At 71.2% G+C, this 20603-nt stretch carries 22 protein-coding genes; 10 read left to right on the forward strand and 12 right to left on the reverse strand.

The genetic code is table 11. The annotated features are described in order from the left end of the window. The first annotated feature begins 40 nt into the window (after positions 1 to 40). The 3 genes from ACFYWJ_RS19060 to ACFYWJ_RS19070 are packed head-to-tail and all read left to right on the forward strand — an operon-like array spanning position 41 to position 2992. Positions 41 to 1087 (forward strand): iron chelate uptake ABC transporter family permease subunit, encoded by a 1047-nt coding sequence (locus tag ACFYWJ_RS19060; RefSeq protein WP_355280198.1) that lies wholly within the window; start codon positions 41 to 43, stop codon positions 1085 to 1087. Beyond that, a complete protein-coding gene (locus ACFYWJ_RS19065) occupies positions 1084 to 2169 on the forward strand; it encodes an iron chelate uptake ABC transporter family permease subunit (RefSeq protein ID WP_355280200.1) in 1086 nt (361 codons plus the stop codon). The genes ACFYWJ_RS19060 and ACFYWJ_RS19065 overlap by 4 nt, the downstream gene beginning before the upstream one ends. Next, positions 2162 to 2992, forward strand: a complete 831-nt coding sequence (locus ACFYWJ_RS19070) for an ABC transporter ATP-binding protein (RefSeq protein ID WP_355280202.1) — start codon at positions 2162 to 2164, stop codon at positions 2990 to 2992. Before ACFYWJ_RS19065 ends, ACFYWJ_RS19070 begins: the two co-directional genes overlap by 8 nt. Here the strand turns inward: ACFYWJ_RS19070 and ACFYWJ_RS19075 are convergent. Next, complete coding sequence (locus ACFYWJ_RS19075) at positions 2989 to 3960, reverse strand: alpha/beta hydrolase (protein ID WP_355280204.1); 972 nt, start codon at positions 3958 to 3960, stop codon at positions 2989 to 2991. The genes ACFYWJ_RS19070 and ACFYWJ_RS19075 overlap by 4 nt on opposite strands. A gap of 149 nt (positions 3961 to 4109) precedes the next feature. Here ACFYWJ_RS19075 and ACFYWJ_RS19080 point away from each other — a divergent pair, with 149 nt between their 5' ends. Together ACFYWJ_RS19080 and ACFYWJ_RS19085 are read left to right on the forward strand one after the other, a co-directional pair. Further along, entirely contained in the window at positions 4110 to 4457 is a 348-nt protein-coding gene (locus ACFYWJ_RS19080) for a hypothetical protein (protein ID WP_355280206.1), read from the forward strand. Continuing rightward, positions 4450 to 5079 carry a Dabb family protein gene (locus tag ACFYWJ_RS19085; RefSeq protein WP_355280208.1) on the forward strand — a complete coding sequence of 210 codons (630 nt, stop codon included), beginning with the start codon at positions 4450 to 4452 and terminating at the stop codon, positions 5077 to 5079. The genes ACFYWJ_RS19080 and ACFYWJ_RS19085 overlap by 8 nt, the downstream gene beginning before the upstream one ends. Before the next feature lie 42 nt (positions 5080 to 5121). Here ACFYWJ_RS19085 and ACFYWJ_RS19090 read toward each other — a convergent pair whose 3' ends face one another. From ACFYWJ_RS19090 to ACFYWJ_RS19105, 4 genes are all read right to left on the reverse strand, one after another. Continuing rightward, positions 5122 to 5979, reverse strand: a complete 858-nt coding sequence (locus ACFYWJ_RS19090) for an IclR family transcriptional regulator (protein ID WP_355280210.1) — start codon at positions 5977 to 5979, stop codon at positions 5122 to 5124. A 180-nt stretch (positions 5980 to 6159) separates the two neighbouring features. Then, positions 6160 to 7065: a biphenyl-2,3-diol 1,2-dioxygenase gene (gene bphC / locus ACFYWJ_RS19095; protein WP_355280212.1), complete on the reverse strand. Its 906-nt coding sequence runs from the start codon at positions 7063 to 7065 to the stop codon at positions 6160 to 6162. Between the two features lie 28 nt (positions 7066 to 7093). Next, positions 7094 to 8272: an acyl-CoA dehydrogenase family protein gene (locus tag ACFYWJ_RS19100; RefSeq protein ID WP_355280213.1), complete on the reverse strand. Its 1179-nt coding sequence runs from the start codon at positions 8270 to 8272 to the stop codon at positions 7094 to 7096. A 34-nt stretch (positions 8273 to 8306) separates the two neighbouring features. Next, positions 8307 to 9488, reverse strand: a complete 1182-nt coding sequence (locus ACFYWJ_RS19105) for a Rieske 2Fe-2S domain-containing protein (protein WP_355280215.1) — start codon at positions 9486 to 9488, stop codon at positions 8307 to 8309. A gap of 189 nt (positions 9489 to 9677) precedes the next feature. Between ACFYWJ_RS19105 and ACFYWJ_RS19110 the strand changes: the two genes are divergently transcribed. The 4 genes from ACFYWJ_RS19110 to map all read left to right on the forward strand — a co-directional run bounded on the left by ACFYWJ_RS19110 (position 9678) and on the right by map (position 12490). Next, positions 9678 to 10262, forward strand: coding sequence for a hypothetical protein (locus ACFYWJ_RS19110; protein WP_355280217.1), 585 nt, complete (start codon positions 9678 to 9680; stop codon positions 10260 to 10262). A 20-nt stretch (positions 10263 to 10282) separates the two neighbouring features. After that, positions 10283 to 10774 (forward strand): nuclear transport factor 2 family protein, encoded by a 492-nt coding sequence (locus tag ACFYWJ_RS19115; RefSeq protein WP_355280219.1) that lies wholly within the window; start codon positions 10283 to 10285, stop codon positions 10772 to 10774. Between the two features lie 68 nt (positions 10775 to 10842). Next, positions 10843 to 11652 (forward strand): mycofactocin-coupled SDR family oxidoreductase, encoded by an 810-nt coding sequence (locus ACFYWJ_RS19120; protein ID WP_355280220.1) that lies wholly within the window; start codon positions 10843 to 10845, stop codon positions 11650 to 11652. A 70-nt stretch (positions 11653 to 11722) separates the two neighbouring features. Continuing rightward, positions 11723 to 12490 carry a type I methionyl aminopeptidase gene (map, locus tag ACFYWJ_RS19125; protein ID WP_355280222.1) on the forward strand — a complete coding sequence of 256 codons (768 nt, stop codon included), beginning with the start codon at positions 11723 to 11725 and terminating at the stop codon, positions 12488 to 12490. A gap of 64 nt (positions 12491 to 12554) precedes the next feature. On the opposite strand, the gene ACFYWJ_RS19130 is transcribed toward map, so the two are convergent. From ACFYWJ_RS19130 to ACFYWJ_RS19140, 3 genes are all read right to left on the reverse strand, one after another. Next, positions 12555 to 12818 carry a helix-turn-helix transcriptional regulator gene (locus ACFYWJ_RS19130; RefSeq protein WP_355280224.1) on the reverse strand — a complete coding sequence of 88 codons (264 nt, stop codon included), beginning with the start codon at positions 12816 to 12818 and terminating at the stop codon, positions 12555 to 12557. 90 nt (positions 12819 to 12908) lie between these two features. Next, positions 12909 to 14540, reverse strand: coding sequence for an MFS transporter (locus ACFYWJ_RS19135; RefSeq protein WP_355280225.1), 1632 nt, complete (start codon positions 14538 to 14540; stop codon positions 12909 to 12911). A 136-nt stretch (positions 14541 to 14676) separates the two neighbouring features. Further along, positions 14677 to 15279 carry a TetR/AcrR family transcriptional regulator gene (locus ACFYWJ_RS19140; RefSeq protein ID WP_355280227.1) on the reverse strand — a complete coding sequence of 201 codons (603 nt, stop codon included), beginning with the start codon at positions 15277 to 15279 and terminating at the stop codon, positions 14677 to 14679. A 212-nt stretch (positions 15280 to 15491) separates the two neighbouring features. Here ACFYWJ_RS19140 and ACFYWJ_RS19145 point away from each other — a divergent pair, with 212 nt between their 5' ends. Continuing rightward, positions 15492 to 16016, forward strand: a complete 525-nt coding sequence (locus tag ACFYWJ_RS19145) for a hypothetical protein (protein ID WP_355280228.1) — start codon at positions 15492 to 15494, stop codon at positions 16014 to 16016. Positions 16017 to 16346: 330 nt separating this feature from the next. On the opposite strand, the gene ACFYWJ_RS19150 is transcribed toward ACFYWJ_RS19145, so the two are convergent. The 4 genes from ACFYWJ_RS19150 to ACFYWJ_RS19165 all read right to left on the reverse strand — a co-directional run bounded on the left by ACFYWJ_RS19150 (position 16347) and on the right by ACFYWJ_RS19165 (position 20504). After that, positions 16347 to 17120 (reverse strand): 2-phosphosulfolactate phosphatase, encoded by a 774-nt coding sequence (locus tag ACFYWJ_RS19150; RefSeq protein ID WP_355280230.1) that lies wholly within the window; start codon positions 17118 to 17120, stop codon positions 16347 to 16349. Between the two features lie 400 nt (positions 17121 to 17520). Then, positions 17521 to 18498, reverse strand: a complete 978-nt coding sequence (locus tag ACFYWJ_RS19155) for a hypothetical protein (protein WP_355280231.1) — start codon at positions 18496 to 18498, stop codon at positions 17521 to 17523. Positions 18499 to 18538: 40 nt separating this feature from the next. Continuing rightward, a complete protein-coding gene (locus ACFYWJ_RS19160; protein WP_355280233.1) occupies positions 18539 to 19264 on the reverse strand; it encodes a glyoxalase in 726 nt (241 codons plus the stop codon). Between the two features lie 40 nt (positions 19265 to 19304). After that, the gene (locus tag ACFYWJ_RS19165) at positions 19305 to 20504 is read right to left on the reverse strand and encodes a glycosyltransferase (RefSeq protein ID WP_355280235.1); all 1200 of its coding nucleotides are present in this window, start codon (positions 20502 to 20504) and stop codon (positions 19305 to 19307) included. Positions 20505 to 20603 lie beyond the last annotated feature (99 nt).

Here is a 20603-nt window from a genome sequence, read left to right on the forward strand (position 1 = left end):
AAGGTTGTCCTACCCTAATTAGTCCGGGTAAGGTTCGCCGGTGCCTTCGAGTCGTGACGCCGTGACCGCACGCCACGGCTCTGCCCCGCTCGCCCGCGGCGGCGTGGTCCTGCTGCTCGCCGCGGTCGTGCTGTTCGGTGTGTGCGTGGCCAGTCTGGCCATCGGCGCCAAGTCGATTCCGATGGGTGACGTGGTGGCCGCGCTGTTCGGGCGGGGCGAGGACAGCGTGCGGGTGATCATCGGTGACTGGCGGCTGAGCCGGACGGTGGTCGGGCTGGTCTGCGGGGTCGCGCTGGGCGCGGCTGGCGTGGTCATCGGCGCGCTGACCCGCAATCCGATCGCCGATCCGGGACTGCTGGGGGTGAACGCGGGTGCGGCGCTCGGCGTCGTCGTCGGGCTCACCGTCACCGGCGGGATGGGCGTCACGGGCTACACCTGGTTCGCCTTCGCCGGCGCGGGCATCGCCGCGGTGGTCGTGTATCTGCTCTCGATGGTCGGCCGGGCGACCGCGTCGCCGCTGCGGCTGGCGCTGTCGGGGGTGGCGCTGGCCGCGGTGCTGTCCGGGGTCACCCAGCTGCTGGTGTTCCTGGACGAGGACGTGCTCGATTCCTATCGCTTCTGGCGGATCGGCTCCCTGGCCACCCGGGACCTGCACGACACCCTGCTGCTAGTGCCGTACGTGCTCGGCGCCGCCGTCCTGGCGCTGGCGCTGTGCCGGTCGCTGAACGCGCTGAGCCTGGGTGATCGCACCGCCACGGCGCTGGGCGTGCACCTGGGCCGGGTCCGGCTGCTCGGCTTCGTCGTCGTCACGGTCCTGTGCGGGGCGGCCACCGCGCTGGCGGGGCCGATCGCCTTCGTCGGGCTGCTGGTGTACCACATCGCGCAGTACCTGGTCGGCTCCGATTTCCGGGTGCTCGTGCCGGTGTCGATGGTGCTCGCGCCGGTGCTGCTGCTGGCCGCCGACGTGCTGGGCCGGGTGATCGCCGGTGGCGAACCGGTGCCGGTCGGGGTGCTCACCGCGTTTCTCGGTGGGCCCGCGCTGATCGCGCTCATCGTGTGGAGTCCCCGGATGGGGGCGGAGTCGTGAGCATTCTGTCGGGGCCGGGCGCCGGACTCGTCACGCGCACCGGGATCACGCCGGGCGACGTGGTGGTGCGCGCGGGCCGGTCCACCCTGCGGTTCGACCGCCGCGCCGTCGTGACCACCGCGATCCTGGTGGTCCTGGTGCTGGCGATGATCGCGGTCTCGCTCATGGTCGGCGAATACCGGGTCGGTCCCGGCGCGCTGTGGGACACGCTCACGGGGCATCCGCGGCGCAGGCTCGACCGGTTCTTCGTCCTGGACCGGCGGTTGCCCCGGGTCCTGGTGGCCGTCGGGGTGGGCGCCGGCCTGGCCGCCGCGGGCGCGATCTTCCAGCGGCTGTACCACAATCCGCTGGCCAGCCCGGATGTCATCGGCTTCACCAACGGCGCGTCGCTGGGCGCGGTCTTCGTGTTGCTCACCCTCGGCGGCACCCTGTCGACGGCCGCGCTCGGCGCCGCGGTGGGCGCGCTCGGCACCTTCGCGATCATCGGCGTGCTCACGGTGCTGGGCGGGCTGCGGGGTGCGCGGCTGGTGCTGGTCGGGATCGCCCTGGAGGCGATCTTCACCGCGGCGACGTACTACGTGCTCAGCCAGGCGTACCTGCCGTCCGCGGCGGTCGCCAACGCGTGGCTGATCGGCTCGCTCAGCGGGCGCGGGTGGGGTCAGGTGGCGATCGTGGCCGTCGGGCTCGTGCTCGTCGGCCCGCTGATCGCGGTGCTGAATCGGTCGTTCAACGCCCTCGATCTCGGGGACACGGTGGCGACGACGCTGGGCGTGCGCAGCGGGCGGGCCCGGCTGGGGCTGATGCTCGGCGCGACGATCCTCGTCGGCCTGTCGGTGTCGGCGGCGGGCCCGATCGCGTTCATCGCCCTCGCCGCGCCGCACCTCGCCCGTGGCATCACCCGCACGCCCGGCGCCGGGATCTTCGCGGCCGCGTGCACCGGCGCGCTCCTGCTCGGCGTCAGCGACCTGGTGGCCGAACACGCCTTTCCCGCACCGGTTCCCGTCGGCGTCGTCACGGTGAGCATCGGTGGAGTCTTCCTGCTCTGGCTGCTGGTACGAGAGGGTCTGCGTCACCGTGTCTGAAACATCCACCGGGACCGCCGAATCCATCGGAACGGAGCGCTCGCGGTTGCGCGGCGAGTCGATTCGCGTGGCCTACGGCGAGCGGGCCGTGCTGCACGGCGTCGACCTCGCGGTGCCCGACGGCCGGTTCACCGTCATCATCGGGCCCAACGCCTGCGGGAAATCGACGCTGCTCGCCGCGCTCGGCCGGATCCTGCGCCCGGCCGACGGCTCGGTGGTGCTGGACGGCAAGGCGATTCACCGCTACTCCACCAAGGAGACCGCGCGCAGGCTGAGTCTGCTGCCGCAGACGCCGGGTACCCCGGACGGCATCGTCGTCGGCGATCTCGTCGCCCGCGGCCGCTACCCGCACCAGGGGCTGCTGCGGCAGTGGTCCGACGACGACGCCGCGGCCGTCACCGAGGCACTCGCGGCCACCGGCACCACCGACCTGCGGCACCGGCGCGTCGACGAACTGTCCGGCGGTCAGCGCCAACGGGTCTGGATCGCCATGGTGCTCGCCCAGGCCACCTCGATCGTGCTGCTCGACGAGCCGACCACCTATCTCGACATCAGCCACCAGCTCGATGTCCTCGACCTGTGCGAGCGCCTGTACCGCGAGCACGGCCGCACCGTCGTCGCCGTCCTGCACGACCTGAACCTGGCCTGCCGCTACGCCACCGACCTCGTCGCCATGCGCGACGGCCGGATCATCGGGCAGGGGAGTCCGGGGGAGCTGATCACCCCGGAGCTCGTCCGGGCGGTGTTCGATCTGGACTGCGTGGTCATCGACGACCCGCTGACCGGGTCGCCGATGATCGTGCCGCAGCGGCACCGGTCCTAGCGATCGGTTGTGCCGAGCACCTCGCGCACCATGGCCCAGATCTCGGTGCGTGCCGCGGTGGTCGCCGCCAGCGACGGAATGGTGAGGAAGCCGTGGAACAGCCCGTCGTAGCGGCGGTGCCGCACGGCGACGCCGTCGTCGGCGAGGCGGCGCGCGTAGGCGTCGCCCGCCGCGCACGGCGGATCGAGTTCGGCGGTGATCACCACCGCGGGCGGCAGCCCGGCCAGCGACTCGGCCCTGGTCGGCACCAGGCGGACGTCGTGGGTGCCGTGCGGGGCGTACTGCTGCCAGTACCAGCGCATGGCGCTGGTCGTGTTGTAGTGGCCGGTGCCGAACCGCCGGTAGGACTCGGTCTCGAAGTCGTCGTCGATCACCGGATAGAACAGGATCTGCGCCGCGACCTCGGGGCCGCCGCCGTCGCGGACCGCGATGGCCACGGTGGCGGCGAGGTTGCCGCCCGCGCTGTCGCCGGCCAACGCGATCCGTGCCGGATCGCCGCCGAACTCACCCGCGTGCTCGGCGGCCCAGCGCAGCGCGGTGAGCACATCCTCGTGCGCGGCGGGCGCCCGGTGCTCGGGCGCGAGCCGGTAGTCGACCGCGACCACGACCGCGCCGACCCCCTCGGCCATCGACCGGCAGAACTCGTCGTGACTGTCTAGATCGCAGAACACGAAGCCGCCGCCGTGCGCGAAGACGATCACCGGCAGCGTCGCCCCGTCGCGGTGCGGCCGGTAGACGCGCAGGGTCAGGTCACCGCCGCCCGGCCCCGCGACGACGACATCGCGCGCCTCGCGCATCTCGGGCAGATATTTCAGTGGCGCCCGCCTGCCGAGGATCGCGGCCCGCACGTCGGCCGCGCGCATCGTGGCGATATCGGGGAACCCGGCGTCGAGCGTGGCGAGCATCGCCGCGACTTCGGGGTCCGGCACCGCACCCGGTCCGGTGGTGGGATAGACGCGGACAGTCACTGACCCTCCTGGAATTCTCGCGACGGGGTTCGACGGTCGAACCGGTCGTCGGCCCACCGTAGGGCCGGTCCGGTACGGTTCGGACCCCGTTCTCCCGCTGGGCGGAAACCCCTGGTCGACGCGACGCGCGCGGTGCCTACCGTCGGCACATGAACACCGCGAAGGTCTACGTGACCGACACCGTTGTGACGAAACCCGGGCGGGCCAGGGACTTCGTCGACGCGTATCTGCGTGAGTACGCGCCGGGGGCCCGCGAGCGGGGGATGACGCTGGAGCGGATCGTGGTGAGTCCGCCGATCTGGTTTCCCGACGAATCCAACACCGTCACCGCGACCTGGGTCCTCGACGGGGCCGAGGGGTGGTGGGCGATGACCTGGCAGGGACGTTCCGATCCGGCGGTGCGGCGATGGTGGGCAGGCGTCGACGACCTGGTCGCCGAGCGCACGCGCTCGACCGGGGCCGAGGCGTCCGAGATCGAGAGGCTCGCCGATGTTTGATGTCGTTCGGCTGGTGCATCTGTCGGCGGTGGGCGGTCCGGCCGCCGAGCAGCTCATGACCGACCTGACCGCGGCGGTGTCCGGGGTGGCGCGCCGGGTGCTGGTCCAGCCCACGCTGCCGGGGGTGCGCAACGGCGGGGACGTGCTCGCGCACCTGCGGTTCGCCGAGGCCGCCGACTGGCAGGCCTGTGCGGCCGCGGTCGACGCGGTGCTCGCCGACCCGGGCGTGACGCATGTCGACGGTGCCGAATACGACGGCGGCACCGGTGGTTTCGCGGAACCCCGGGCGCCCGGTTCGGTGTACCGGGTGCTGCTGCTGCGGGTCGCGCCGCAGACGCCGGACGCGACGGTGGACCGCTTCGAGGCGGACCTGCTGCGCATGCCGCGCTACATCCCGACCATGCTGTCCTGGCGGCTGAGCCGGGTGCGTCGCGGCATCGGATCCGTGCCGTGGACCCACGTCTGGGAGCAGGAGTTCACCGATCTCGACGGGCTCGACGGCCCGTACCTGATGCACCCGGTGCACTGGGCGCACGTCGACCGGTGGTTCGATCCGGAATGCCCGGACGTGATCGTGCACGACCGCATCTGCCACAGCTTCTGCGAGAACGATCCCGCCTGATCCCGGCCGCCGCCCGCTCCCGCCGGGCGGCGTACCACCGGATCACGCGTAGCGGGGCGCGCGGTGTTCGGTGGCGACCCGGGACGCGGGACCGACGCCCAGCGGCCGCGGATGCTGCTGCAGGGTGGGGCGCACCCGCACCCGGCCGTCGTCGACGTGGCGCCAGATGTTGAGCGCGGTCGTGCGCACCGGCGCGCTGAGCCGGTGGTCGAAGACCATCCGGTCGACCGGCCCGCACACCGACACCGCGGCCACGGCGGACTCGCCGAGATCGCCGATCGGCGCGGCGATGCAGCCGAAGCCGGCCAGCGACTCCTCGCGCTCGACCGCGATGCCGTGCGCGCGCACCTTGTGCAGTTCGTTGTCGAGCTGGGCCCGGGTGGTCAGCGAGTACTTGGTGCGGGCCGTGGCCTGCCCGGTGACGACCTCGGCGAGGCGGCGCTCGTCGGAGTAGGCCAGGATCGCCTTGCCGACCGCCGTACAGTGCGCGGGCCGCCTGCCGCCGACCCGGGTCGGGACCGCGGCGGCCAGGTCGCCGCCCACCTTGTCCAGGTACACGACGTCGGGACCGTCGAGGACGGCCAGGTGCACGACGAACCCGGTGACCCGGTGCAGCTCGTGCAGGAACGGCATCGCGGCGCGATGCAGCCGGTCCTGGTGCACGGCCAGCGAGCCGAGCTCCATCAACCGGATCCCGAGCTCGTAATCGCGCCCTTCGCGGCGCAGCCAGCGCAATTGCACCAGCCGTTCCAGCATGCGGTGCGCCGAGGACCGGGGTAGCCCGGTGCGCCGGACGATCTGGGCGAGGGTGAGCCTGCCCGGACCGTCGAAGGCGTCGAGCAGCAGGGACGCGCGATCGAGGATCGCACTGGGGGTGGTGGCCTCGGCTTGGATGACCATGGAGTGCTCCATTTCGGATCTACGTGCTGATGCCCAGTCGCATATTTCGATTAGGCATATACCTATTCATACCATCCTCTGTGGCCGTTGTCACATGAATCCCCGAATCGCGTGCAACGACGACGGCCCCCGTACCGAGCGGAGTGCTCGGTACGGGGGCCGTCGAAGGGCTGTGCGCGGTTACATGGCCGCCAGCGGCTCGCTGCCGGACCAGTCGTGGCCCCAGTAGCTGTCGGCGGTGATTTCCTCAGCGGTGTAATAGGTCTCGTCGACCCGCATGCCCTCGGTGCCGAACTCGACATCCCAGCCGCCGGGCGCGCGCACGTAGAACGACACCATCTTGTCGTTGGTGTGCCTGCCCAGCGTCGAGGACACCGAGAAGCCGTCCTTGGTGACGCGATCCAGCGCCTGGCCGACGGCGTCGAGGGTGTCGACCTCGACCATGATGTGCACCAGGCCGGGGGCGCCACCATGCGGCGCGGGGCACAGCGCGAGGCTGTGGTGCCGCTCGTTGACGCCCATGAAGCGCACCCGCATCGGCCCGAACTCCGGCGGCGCCGGGATCCGGAACGCGCCGCGCGGCAGGAAGCCGAGCACGTCGGTGTAGAAGTCGAACGCCCCGTTCGGGTCCATCGTCGGCAGCACGACGTGGCCCAGGCCCTGCGCGCCGGTGACGAACTTCGCGCCGAACGGCGTCACCACGGGGCTGTGGTCGAGCACCGCGCCGTGGAAGATCTCGAGCGTCGCGCCGGTCGGATCCTGGAAGGTGATGACCTCCTCGACCCGGCGCGCGTCGGCCTCCTCGACCGAGAGCGGCTTGACGGCGATGCCGGCCGCGGTGACGGCTTCCTGCACCCGGACCAGGGCCGCGTGGTCACGGACCTCCCAGCCGATGGTCACGACGGCGTCGCTGTCGCCCGGCACGACGGTGATGCGTGCCGCGCGCTCGTCCATCCGCAGGTACAGCGCGTTCTCGTCCGGGCCGCTGCCCTGAGCGAAGCCGAGCACGTCGAACGCGAAGGTGCGCCAGCGGTCCATGTCGGCCGTCTGGATCTTGACGTAGCCGAGGCCTTTGATGTCGGTCATGTTCTCGTAGTCCTTCGTGGTTTTCGGATCAGATCATCGAGCGGAGGTTGTCCGCGGGCTCGAGACCGAGGGAGCTGACGGCCGAGGCGTGGTACACGGTGCTCGGCACGTGGATGGCGTGGGCGAGGCCGACGTGCGCGTCGCGCCAGTAGCGCTGCAGCGGCTTGTCGGTCCGCATGGCGTTGCCGCCGGACCGCGCGAAGATCTGGTCCACGGCCGAGACCGCGCGCCAGGCCGCGCGGACCTGGGTGCGCCGCACCGCGGCCCGCTCGGCGAAGCTGATCTCCTTGCCCGCGTCGACCGCGTCGAAGATCTTGTCCGCGTTGGCCAGCAGTTCCTGGCGGGCGGCGTTGATGTCGGCGGCGGCCTCGCCGATGGCGAACAGCACGTACGGATCGTCCTTGACCGCGGTGCCCTGCGCGCCGACCCGGTCGCGCTGGTAGTCCAGGTGCGCGGCCAGCGCGCCCTCGGCGATGCCGACCACCGCGGAGCTGATGCCCAGCGGGAACATCGTCGACCACGGCATCTTGTACAGGGTCTCGGTGACCCCGTACTCCTTCTGCGCGGTGCCGTCGATGACGTGGTCGCCGTTCATCACCCGGTAGTCGGGCACGAACGCGTCCTTGACGATGATGTCCTTGGAGCCGGTGCCCTTGAGGCCCACCACATTCCAGGAATCCTCGACGATGGTGTAGTCCTCGCGCGGCAGGATCATGTGCAGCATCGTCGGCGGCAGCGCCATCGAGCCGTCGGGGTTGCCGAGCATGGCGCCCAGGAAGATCCAGTCACAGTGGTCGGTGCCGGAGCTGAACTGCCAGCGGCCGTTGAAGATGTAGCCGCCGTCGACCGGGCGGGCGATGCCGGTGGGCGCGTACGGCGAGGCCATCCAGGTGTCGTGGTCGTCGGCCCACACCTCGTCCTGGACCTTCGGATCGGCGAAGGCCAGCTGCCACGGGTGCACGCCGACGATGCCGGTGATCCAGCCGCTGGCCGGATCGAGCGCGGCGGTGGCCATCACCGTCTCGGCGAACTCGCGCGGATGCGCCTCGAAGCCGCTGTACTTCTTGGGCTGCAGCAGGCGGATCGGGCCCGCCGTCTTGAGCAGCTGGGCCGTGGCATCGGGCAGCTGCCCGAGCCGCTCCGCCTCCGGGGCCTGATCGCGCAGCTGGTCGGCGATCGCGGCGATGTTGTCGAGAACCTTGGTCATCGCAGGTGGTGCTTTCTGTTCGGGGTGGGAGAGGTCAGGACATGGTGTCGACGATGGCGCCGCGGGCGATGTTGTCGGCCACCTCGGCTTCCCAGCTCGTCACCGCGCGGTCGGTATCGATCTCGAATTCGAAGCGTTTGGTCATGTCTTCGGTGACGTCCTCGACGTCGACGTAGAACTGCTTGTACCAGCGGCGCAGCTGGTAGACCGGCCCGTCTTCCTCCGAGAGCAGCGGGTTGTCGATCGGCGCCTTGTTCTTCCAGATCGCCACGTCCTGCTCGAAGCCGACCTGCACGCCCGCGGCGAACTGCTCGGCCATCGCGGTGGCGTCGGCGTCGGACATGCCCTCGGGCTTCTTCACCATCGCGCCGTACTGCAGCACGAAGGAGTTCTCGTCGACCGGGTAGTGGCAGTTGATCAGGACGGTCTCGATCGTCATGCCCTGCGCCTCGCTCCAGAGCCAGTCGATCATGTAGGACGGGCCGAAGTACGAGGCGTCCGAACGCAGGGTGGAGTTCGGATCGTCGTAGCTGGTGCCGACGGAGATGTCGTGGCGCGGGGTCGAGCGCATGTACTGGGTCGCGACGTGGCCGTCGAAGACGTTCTTGAAGTAGCGCGGGAACGAGTAGTGCACGTAGAAGAAGTGCGCCATATCGACGACGTTGTCGACGATCTCCCGGCAGTGCGAGCCCTCGATGAGGATCGAGTTCCAGGTGAAGTCGGTCCACTCCGGGGTGCCGTAGCCCTCGATCTCGGGGATGGTCACCTCGTCGGTGGGCTTGCTGCCCTGCGGGTCGTTCCAGACGAACAGCTGGCCGTTGCGCTCGAGGGTCGGCCACGAGCGGGTCTTGGCCAGCGGGGGCACCCGGCGCGCGTAGGGGATCGCCGTGCACTTGCCGTTGCCGCCCCAGCGCCAGTCGTGGAACGGGCAGGCGATCGAGTCGCCCTTGACGGTGCCGTGCGCCAGGTTGCCGCCCATGTGGCGGCAGAATCCGTCGAGCACGTGCAGCGCGCCGTCGGACTCCGACTGGAACACCACCAGTGTGGTGCCGAACGCCTTCACCTCGTGCGGCTTGCCGTCGCGGAACGACGAGAGCAGGCCGAGGCAGTGCCAGCCGCGCGCGAAGCGGGTCGGCGCGGCGGCGGCCTCGATCTGACGGTAGTCGGCGTCCTGTGATCGGCCGTTCGGCGAGTTCTCCGGCATCGAAACCTCCATGTATCGGACGGAGCGGGATGAGCTGTGTCGATGGTCACGCTGCCGGTGGTGGTCCGGGCTGGTCGGTTCCCGGTCAGCGGACATGTTTTCGCCGTGCCGCGTCGGCGTCCCGATCAGCGGGAGAGGAACCGATCACAAGCGCGCGGGCCGCCCTACCGTGACCACATCCGCCGGACGAGAGGAATGACCATGGGTACCGTCGCGATGGTTCTGGAGACCGCCGCCATCCGGATGTTCGCCGAGGCGGCGCACTCGCACAATCCGGCCTACCGCCTCGCCGACCGGCCCGTGGTCCCGCCGACCTTCCTGCCCGCCGACGGGTTCGGCGCCGCGGCCGGCCGGGCGGAGACCGATCACCGGTTCTTCGGCCCGCCGCCGCGCGCGGGCGACCAGCTGACCGCGATCCGGGCAGGCAGTCCCGGCGCGCCCGCGGTCAGTGCCGCCGAATCGCTGACCCGCTACTTCGACCGCACCGGCGGACTCGTCGCCGAGTCCTGGGCCGCCGCCGAACCCGCACTGGGCGAACCGGTCTCGCCGCAGGCCACCGCGCTGCTGGCCACCTACGCCACCGATTGGCTGGGCGCGGAGAACATCCGGCGCTTCCGCACCAGGGTCGTGCGCGCGTTGCCGTCGGGCGAAGTCATGACCTGCGCGGGCCACATCACGCAGAGTTACACGCAGGACGGCGAAGCGCGCGTCGACGTCACCCTGTCCGGGACCGACGCCGCGGGCGAGGTCGTCGTCCGCGCGTGGGCGACCTTCGCCCGCGACTGACCCCGCCGAGCAGGAGCACCATGACCGACACCGCCCCCGACCTCGCCGCCCGGATCGCCCGGCTGGAGACGATCGAGGCGATCATCGCCCTCAAACACCGCTACTTCCGCGCCTGTGACGCCAAGGACGCGGTCGGCTTCCGCGAGTGCTTCCTCGCGGCGGGGGCCGAGCTCGACTACGGCAGCCTGGGCACCCACGACGCCGACGGCATGGCCGCGGTGTTCACCTCGATCGCCCTGCGCCGGGTCGACGGCAAGCCGGTCGTGCTCGACATGCACCACGGCGTGCATCCCGACATCACCGTGCACGACGACACCACCGCCAGCGGCCGGTGGACGCTGCGTTTCCGGCAGCTGAACCTGCTGGCGCGCACCGAGACCGTGGCCACCGGCGAATACGCCGACGAGTACCGGGTCGAGGACGGCCGCTGGAAGATCGCGCGCTGCACGTTCACCCAGCTGTGGTCGCTGACCCGTCCACTGGGTGCGGACTCCCAGGTGGAAAACCTCTGATTCCGCACCGCGCGGGGGCGCGCGATGGTGAGGTGTTCATAGTGCACATCGACGTTCGGAGGTAGGACATGGCGCGACGATACGAGGGCAAGGTCGTCTTCATCACCGGGGCGGCCCGCGGTCAGGGCCGGGCCGAGGCGGTTCGCTTCGCCGAGGAGGGCGCCGACATCATCGCGATCGACGCGTGCGTGGATTTCGCCAGCACCAGCTATCCGGGCGCCACCGAGGACGACCTGGCCGAGACCGTCCGGCTGGTCGAGGCCGCGGGTGGCAAGATCGCCGCGAGCAAGGCCGACGTCCGCGATTTCGCGGGTCTGTCGGCGGCGCTGGCGGCGGGGATCGAGCAGTTCGGCCGGCTCGACGTGGTCGTCGCCAATGCCGGAATCTGTTCGGCGGCGATGTCCTGGGAGATCACCGCCGAGCAGTGGCAGGAGACGGTCGATGTGAATCTGACCGGCGTCTTCCATACCGCCAAGGCCGCGATTCCGTACCTGATCGAGCAGGGTGAGGGTGGCGCGATGGTGTTCACCAGCTCGGTCGCGGGCCTCAAGGGCATCCCGTTCACGGCTCACTACGTGGCCACCAAGCACGCCATCACCGGATTGGCCAAGACGATGGCCAACGAGCTGGGCCAGCACAAGATCCGGGTCAACACCGTGCATCCGGCGGGGGTGGCGACCGGCATGCAGATGGCGGAGATGGGCCCGCTGTTCGAGCAGCACGCGGCCACGCTCGCGCCCATCTTCATGAACGCCCTGCCGACCTACATCACCGAGGCCGCCGATATCGCCGCCGCCGTCGCGTGGCTGTGCTCGGACGAGGCGGGGCAGGTCACCGGCGCGCAGATCCCGGTGGACATGGGCAACCTCAACCGCTGAGCACACCGCCGAATTGGTATTTTTATACCGACGCCGCTAGGGTCGGTATGAAAATACCAATGGAGGCGTGATGGTGGAGTTGAAGACGCCCGCGGAGATCGAGCGGATGCGGGTGACCGGTGCGTTCGTCGCCGACGTGCTGGCCGGTGTCCACGCGAAGGCTGCCGTCGGGGTGAACCTGCTCGAGCTCGAAGAGTATGTGCGGGAACGGATTCGCGAGCGCGGCGCGGTGTCGTGCTACTGGGACTACGCGCCCTCGTTCGGTCGCGGGCCGTTCCGCAACACCGTCTGCCTGGCGGTCAACGACGCTGTGCTGCACGGGCTTCCGCACGACTACGTGCTGTGCGACGGTGATGTGCTCACCGCCGATCTGGCCGTCACCATCGACGGCTGGGCCGCCGATTCCGCGGTGACCACCATCGTCGGCACGCCCGCCCCGGCCGACCAGCGCCTGGTGCGGGCCACCGAGGAGGCCCTCGCGGCCGGCATCGCCGCCGCCCAGCCGGGCAACCACATCGGCGACATCTCCGCGGCCATCTCGACGGTCGCCCGCGCGTACGGCTACCCGGTCAACACCGAGTTCGGTGGGCACGGCATCGGCCGGACCATGCACGAGGACCCGCATGTGTCCAATACCGGGCGCGCCGGGCGGGGGTTCCGGCTGCGTCCCGGGCTCACGATCGCCATCGAACCCTGGTTCGCGGCGAGCACCGCGACGGTGGTCACCGACGCCGACGGGTGGACGATCCGCTCCGCCGACGGCTCCCGGTGCGCGCACAGTGAGCACACGATCGCGGTCACGGCCGACGGGCCGAGTGTCCTCACGCTGCGCGGCTGAGCATCGTCATGCCGCGTGGCCGGGCAGGCTCATGGTGCGCGGCGGCGCGGAGATCCCGCGCCGCTCAGGCGGATTCGGCGATCTGCTCGGTGCGGTAGACCTCGGCGAGGTCGGTCAGTGGAATCGCCAGCGCCTCGGCCAGGCCGACGACGGTGCCGAAGGCGGGGGAGGGCAGGCGGCCGGATTCGATCTTGCGCAAGGTCTCGGGGGAGATGCCCGCCGCGCGCGCCACCTCGGCCAGATCGCGGTCGCCGCGCGCCGTGCGCAGACGGCGGCCGAGGCGACGACCTGCTTCGACTTGGGCCGGGCTGAGGGGGAGGCGCACCATGGCTCCGAGGGTAGGTGGGGTATTTAAATACCGCAAGCCGCGGACGGGCCGGTGATCGTCTGACGATCACCGGCCCGTCCACGGCGGGGCTCAGTGCGCGGTGCCGCCGGTGGCGGGCGTGCGCCCGTGCCGCATGATCACGGCCAGCACCAGGGCCACGGCCGCCGCGGCGCCGCAGACCCAGAAGCCCAGCTCGTATCCGCGATCACCGAACACATCCGGGATCGGGGCCGGGGGCTGCGCCTGGCCACCCACGCTGATCAGCGCGGTCATCCCGTTGGCGTGCAGGAAGGCGGTGACGATGGCCAGGCCGACGGCGACACCCATCGACTGCATGACGCCGAGCATGCCCAGGCTGATGCCCTGCTGCTCCTGCGGCACCGCCTCCACCATGAGAATCGGCATGGCCGCGTAGTAGAACCCGAAGCCGACGCTGAACACCGCGTTCACCAGCAGGAACACCGTGCTGGTATGCGGCAGGACGGCGAAGGCCGCGGCCGAGCAGACGAAGATCGCCAGCGCGATGACCAGCGGGATCCGGGCGCCCATCCGTCGCGCGATGACGCCGGCGAGCGCGCCGCAGACCATGGTGACCACGGCGCCGAGCAGGGCGATCCGCACCGCGAACTCCAGCAGGGTGTACCCGCTGCCGTAGGTGTAGCCCGGATCGAGTGTCACCTGGACGGCCTCGGGCGGCAGCGGCTGCCCCGTCATGGCCTGCACCTTGGCGAGAATGCCCTGCTGTGCGCCCGCGGTGACGGTCGCCTCGTCGGGCGTCTGCGACATGTAGGCGATCGCGTAGGAGACGACGCCGATCTGCAGCGAGGCGAACAGCGCACCGGCCAGCACCAGCGCGACGCGCGGGTGGAACAGCAGCTTCATATCCATGATCGGCTGTGCCACCCGGGTTTCCACCAGGACGAACAGCAGCAGCAGCACGACGCCGGTGATCACCCAGGCCAGCGTGGTCGGCTTCGCCCAGCCCCAGTCGTGGCCCTTGTCGAGGTAGATCAGGATCAGCGCGGCACCACCGGCGAGCAGCAGCGCGCCGACATAGTCGATCCGTTCCCGCACACGCAGCTTGGATTCCGGGACGACGAAGTACACCAGCGGCAGCATCACCAGGGTGAACGCGGCCAGGCACCAGAAGATCGCGCGCCAGCTGTAGTTGTCGACCAGGAAGCCGCCGAGCAGCGGTCCGGCGATGGCGGAGACGCCGAGGCCGGTCGCGGTGACGCCGAGGCCGAGCGGAACGTACTTGCGCGGCATCAGGTCCCGGATCAGGCCGTAGGCGATGACCGCCGTCGCGATGGCGGTGGCCTGCAGGCATCGGCCGAGCAGGAAGATGCCCCAGTTCGACGTGGTCGCGTCGAGCACGCAGCCGATCATGAACAGCACGCCGCAGATGAGGAACATCCGCTTCTTGCCCCAGACGTCGCTCATCTTGCCGATGAGCGGCGAGGCGGCGGCGCCGATCAGGCCGAAAACGATGATGGCCCAGTTGATGTTCGCGCCGACGCCGGGGAAGGTCGGCGCGATCTTCTGCAGTGCCGCCGACACGATCGTGTACTGCATCGGCGCGATCTCGGTGAACAGCACGATCACCGCGAGCACGGTGAAGATGCGGGCCCGTGACGCGCCGTCCAGCCGGCCGGTGTCGTTGGTGTCCGGGTCGGTCGTGACAGGACTCGACACCTTCGGATCTTCAGGAATGGTGGACATGCCACGCTCCGTTTGTTCGGGAATTACTTCGAGAGGGAGTGGAGCGCCGCGCGATCGGGTGTGACGTAGATCGCACGACTTCCGACTCGGAGTATGTGACCCTACCGAGCGCTAGGTTGGTGAAGTTATGTAAACGTTATGTTTGCTCCCGCTGAGTGGGTGAAAGCAGCGAAACGAAGTCCCGATAGGCGGCCGTCAGGTCGATATCGTCCCTGGCCAGCAGCCATTGGACCTGCAATCCGTCCATGACCGCGAGCAGTAGCGGCGCCGCCTGTTCGGGGGTGAGTCCACCGGGCAGCTGATCGCCGAATTCGGTGCTCAGCAGGGCGGCGAAGTCGGCGCGGGCCTTGGCGTAGCGCTCGGTGAAGAACTCCCGCGCCGGGTGCGCCTCGGTGATGGACTCCCCGGCCAGGACGGTGAACGCCTGGACCAGATCCGGGCGTTCGGCGTTGTACTCGACGATCTGCTCGAGATGCGACAGTCGCGCGTCGGCCAGGCGGGCGACGAACGCCGCGAAATCCCAGCGGTCGCGCGCTTCGAGCACGCCGCTCAGCAGGGCGTCCTTGCTGGGGAAGTAATGCAGAACGCCGGCCTGGGTGAGGCCGACGCGGTCGGCGACGGCGGCCAGGGAGGTGCCCTGGTATCCGCGCTCGGCGATGAGGGTGGTCGCGGCGTCGATGATGGCCGCACGCCGCGCTTGTGCCTGGGCCGCCCGGCCGCCTTGCTGTCCCCGAGTCACTCCGCGAGCGTATCGGTCCGACGCGGGTCGGCGTGTCGGCGGGCGTGCCGGGGGCGACCGGTCGGTACGCCCAGATGGTGTGAATTCCGCTGTGGGGCAGCACTATCCGGATCTCGCGGAAGTGGTGTTATGCACTATAGCCATGGCGCATCATGAGTGGGTATCGCGCCGGGACCGGGGTTGGACGGGCTCGGCAAGTCGGAGGGAAACCCATGAAGTTCAAGCAGTTGCTGGCTGCCGGTGTCCTCACCGTGGCGGCGACCGGTGTCGCCGCGGCCACCGCGTACGGCGCGCCGGTCACCGGCCCCTCGGTCGCCGGTGTCGACGGGGCCGTCGCGTACACCGCGGCGGTGGCGAAGGACGGTTCCACGGCGACGGTGGAACTGGCGGCGGGCAGGTTCGAGCTCACGCCCGACGCCTCGGTCGCCGTGTTCGCCCCGGACGGCAGCCGGATCGGCCTCATCCCGACGACGGTGCAGCCGGTCGCCGGGCCCGCGGTGCGGGTGATCCCCGAGGTCGACGCCGCGGCCACCACGCTGACGCTCACCCCGGTCGGCGCGCCCGCGCTGAACCCGGTGGCGCTGCAGCAGATCGATCAGACCGGCAATATCGTCGCCGGTATCGCGATCGGCTGTGTGGTGGGGGCGCTGATCGGGCTGATCTTCCTGGTCGTCTCCGCCATCCCGGGCTGTGTGATCGGGGCGGTGATCGGCGGCATCATCGGCGCGAACCAGTAGGGGAGGCGCGCGGCGGGTGGTCGGTCGGCCACCCGCCGCTGTGCTGTGTGGAGGACCGCTGCCCGGGCTCGTCGCGTGCCGCGATTCCGCGGGACGCGACCGCCCGGAGGCGGCCCACCGGGCCACCCGGCGTCGCCGAGGTTCCGAGGGGTGGCCGGGAGGCGCGCGGTGGGTGGTCGGTCGGCCACCCGCCGCTGTTCGGTGCCGAGCATCGCTGCCCGGGCTCGTCGAGTGCCGCGATTCCGCGGGACGCGACCGCCCAGAGGCGGGCACCGCGCCGCCCGGCGTCGCTGACGTGCCGGAGGGGAGGCGGGCGCCCGCATCCGGCGCTCAGCTGCCGGAGCGGTCGGTGAACGCGCCGTCGGTGAGGACCGGCGCGGTGGTGTCGGCGTCGAGGTCGATCGCGATCGCGACGTCGTCGGCGAACCCGATCGCGGCGAGCTCCCGGCCGGACGCGCTGGACGCGATCAGCGCGGGCACGTCGGGCGTGGCGGCGAAAGTGGTTGCCGTCGACTGTGCCTCGGGTGAGGCGGCGGTGGCGCCCCGGTCCATGAGGGCCGCGGCGAGCGCGCCCGCACCGACCCAGTCCTCCAGCGCGGGCCGGAGGGCTTCGCTGCCCGGCCACTGTTCGCCCGCGGCGACGATCGCGATCGGCTGTTCGGGCGTGCCCCACCCCTGAGCGATCAGCCAGTCGGCGACGGCACTGTAGTTGCGCAGACACGCCGCGATGACCGCGCCGCCGTCGACGGTGGCCGCGATGGCGGACCCATTCGGCGACGGCAATACCAACCGCTCGGTGAACGGCGCTCGTCGGATCGCGGCGGGCGACAAGGACCATGGTTGCGCAGCGTCCGCCTGGCGCCGCCCAACTGCCAGCGCCGCTCCGTGCCGATCGGCGAACTCTTGCGCCGTCGCGTCTCGCCACCGATACGGGAACACGGCCGTCCCCGCTCCGGTCGCGATCGATACCGAGGTCGTGAACGACAACACGTCGACCACCACGACGGCCGCGGCCCCCGGCCCGATCGCCGCCGCGCCCGACCTACCCCAGTCCACCCTGATCCCGAACCCGCGCTGCCGCGACCACTCCGGCGCTGAATGCACCCCGCCCCTCCTCGACTCGACCGGCGAATCCACCAGTGCACCATACGGATCCACGCGGCTCCAGTCTTCCGCTCGCGCCGTGCGCCATCGGTCACGAGACGCCGGGGACCCGTGACCAGGCCGTCGCGGATGGTCAGCTGCTCGATCGGGCGGGGCCTGCCGCCGACATGCTCACCGGCGGCGATCACCACCGGACGAGGACGGACCGGACGGACCTTCGGGTGGCTCGACGACGAATCGACCGACCACGATCGGAGATTCTCGGCGTGGAGCGCGAGTCAGCTCGGCATGACGGTGGGCGACATGGCGTCCCTCCGCCTGTGCTGAGCCGGAAGGGAGGCGTCATCGTGGTTCGGGAGCACCGGAGCGGACTGCGCGGCGGTGCGGGACAGGGGCGGAGTCAGCGAACGAACGCCGGGGTCAGGTCGAGGTCGGTGGGTGGGCGCAGGCGGCGGAGGGTGCCGTCGATGCTGGTGACGTAGAGGGACCAGGCGGGACCGTCGGGGGCGAGGCGGGCGGAGGTGGGGCCGATCGGGGGTCGGGCGGGGAGCGGGCCGGTGGGCGGGGTGGTCCAGCCGGTGGCGAGGGTGCACCAGCGGCCGGTCGCGGTGTCGACCTGGTACACGCTGCCGGAGTAGTCGCCCGCGACGAAGGCGAGTCCGCTCGCGGCGGTGTCGAGATCGTCCAGTCCGGGGAACAGGCCGTCGGGGATCGCGGCGATCGGAGTGGGGCGGTCGGGGGCGTCGAGGGGGACGCGCAGGATCTGGGAGGTGGCCACGTCCTCGGTGAGGACGGCCCGGTGGTCGGCGGTGAGGGCGAGGCCGTTGGGGCGGGGCGCCGGTGACCAGCCGAGCGTGAATTCGCCGGTGGCGGGACGATAGCGGCTGATGCCGACCGGCGGCCACGGAATCGACAGCTGGGTCAGCAGCAGGTCGCCGTCGGGGAGCAGGAGCAGGCCGTTGGGCTGCACCAGATCGGGCAGCAGCACGGTGACCTCGCCGCTCGGCAGGTGCAACCGCCGGAGCGTGCCACCACCGTCGGGGGTGGTGCCGTCGCCGGTGACGAAGTACAGGTCGGCGCCGGAGCGGCGCAGCCCGGCGGGATTGTCGAGCCCGGTGAGCAGCGTAGTGACCCGGCCGTCGGCGGCGACGTGCCGCAACTCGCCGCGCACGATGCCGGAGACGTAGAAGCCTCCCGCGCCGTCGTACTCCAGGTTCTCCAGGCCACCGAGGTCGGCGGCCAGCACCTCGGCCTGCCACCCGCCGCCGCATCCCGCCTCGGCCCGCGCCGCCGCCACCGGCCCGAGCCCGGTGATCACCACCGCCGCGAGTGTCGTTGCGAGACAGCGGATGTAGCGCGTGCCGGAGCGTCGATCCATGGCCGAAGCCTAGACCGTCGCCCGGCCGCGCCGCGCCGGGTCAGCCGGGTGCCGTGGTGGTCAGCCAGGTGGCGAGCAGATCGGAGGCGGCGGTGTCGGCGGACAGGGCGGCGTGCTCCGCGGCGGTCAGCTCGACAGCGTCGAGCTCGGCCCGCCAGCGGGCGAGCCGTTCGGAATCCTCGGTCGCGACCGCGATCTCGGCCAGCGCGGCGTAGGCGCGGGCCCGGTCGGGGGCCGACGCGGCCGTGGCGAACCGTCGCAGCCCGGTTTCCAGGACGCGGGCCGCCGCCTTGTCGTCGTTCTTGAAATCGCGCAGGATGCGGGCATTGTCGAGGACCTTGGCCAGCCCGGTCAGCGCACGGGAGCCGCCGTATTCGAGCTCCATCGGCTCGTCGCGCTGGATCACCAGCAGGGTGTTGCCGACCGGATCCACGAGGGAGAACCGCGACTGCCCCGGCCGGAACCGGGTGATCCGCGGCAATCCCTTGGCGGGGACCCGGCCGTACGCCGCGCGCAGAGCCGCGGTGAATTCGGCGTGGCGGGCGGCGACGTCGTCGACCATCACCAGCGCGCCCACATGCTCGGTGGGCAGCGTGACCCCGGGCGGCGCGGCTGCGAAATGCAGTGCGCACCCGTGCCCTTCGACCGCGCCGTAGACATAGGGCCTGGTCTGCTCGTAGATGACGGTGTAGCCGAGTGCCCGGTAGAAGGCCAGCGTGGTCGGCAGCTCGCCACTCCACAGCAGCGGCACGGCGGTATCGGTCATCGGTGTCCTTCCGGAGAACGCGGGTCGGTCGGATCCGAGGTTAGGAAGACTTTCGCGAAACCGCCCATAACTCGTCGGGCGAGCTCAGCAGCCGGTCGGCGGCGACCGCGGCACCGTCGCGGACGATCCGCTCGCCGACCGTGCGGGCCGTGGTCGCGGCGTCGAGCGCGCCCTCCAGTGCCGCGCGCGGGTCGTCGGTGGCGGCCGGAGCGGTGCCGATGCCCAGCTCGGCGACCCGCCCGGCGTAATAGAACTGGTCGAACATCTGCGGCACGACCACCTGCGGCACCCCGGCCCGCGCTGCCGCGTGGGTCGTGCCCGCGCCACCGTGGTGGACCACCGCGGCGACGCGCGGGAACAGCACCTGATGGGCGACCTCGCCGACGGTATGGCAATCCGGGCCGTCGTCCACGGGTCGCAGATCCGCCCAGCCCCGGCCCACGACGACGCGACGGCCGAGCAACCGTGCGGCCTCGATCATCCTGTGCGCCATAGCTTCCGGAGCACGGACGCTGCCGAACCCGACGTAGACCGGGGGATCGCCGGCCTCGAGGAAGTCCGCCAGCGCTGGGTCGAGCGGGCGGGTGTCGTCGAGCATCCACGCGCCCGTCTGGACGACGTCCAGATCCGGTGCCCCTGGCCAGGGTGCCAGGAGCGGGTCGGCGGCCAGCCACGGCCGATCGGTGAACAGGTGCGCGCGCACGTCCTCGACGTCGGGGAGTCCGAGCCGGGCGCGGGCGGCGTTCAGCGGCGCCCGCCAGACGCCGTTCCACAGCTGCCGATCCTGTTCCCAGCGGGCGGCGATGTCGCCGGTGGGGGCCATGCCGAAGACCGGCGGCGCCAGCCGCGGTGACGGCAGTGTCATCGGGGCGAACGCCGCGTACACGTACGGGACCGCCAGCGACTCCGCGATCGAACGCGCGGCGATCGCCAACCCGCCCCCGCCGACCACCGCGCCGCAGCCCGCCGACGCCGCACCGACCGCCGCGAACTGGGCCGCCACCGTGTCCTCGACCATCCGCTGCCGCTGCTCCGGCGTCGGCACGCCGTTCGGCTTCGCCGTGCCGCGCACCTCCGGCCCCACCGGGATGTATTCGACACCCAATTCCCGCGCCCGGTCGGCGAAATCGGGCGGCGCGCACAGCACCGCCTCGTGCCCCAGCGCGCGCAGCCGCACCGCGAGGGCGAACATCGGCTGCGCCTCCCCGCGTGACCCGATCGTCGACAAGAGAACCCGCATGTCACACCCCGTCCTGCGCCCGGATCTCGGCGCGCGAACAGCGATTCTGCACCCCCGCCCCGCCCTTGCGGCAAGCCCCGTTCGCCGGTAGACAATGAA

Source organism: Nocardia sp. NPDC003269 (genome assembly GCF_042888005.1).
In the GTDB taxonomy this organism is placed as follows: domain Bacteria; phylum Actinomycetota; class Actinomycetes; order Mycobacteriales; family Mycobacteriaceae; genus Nocardia.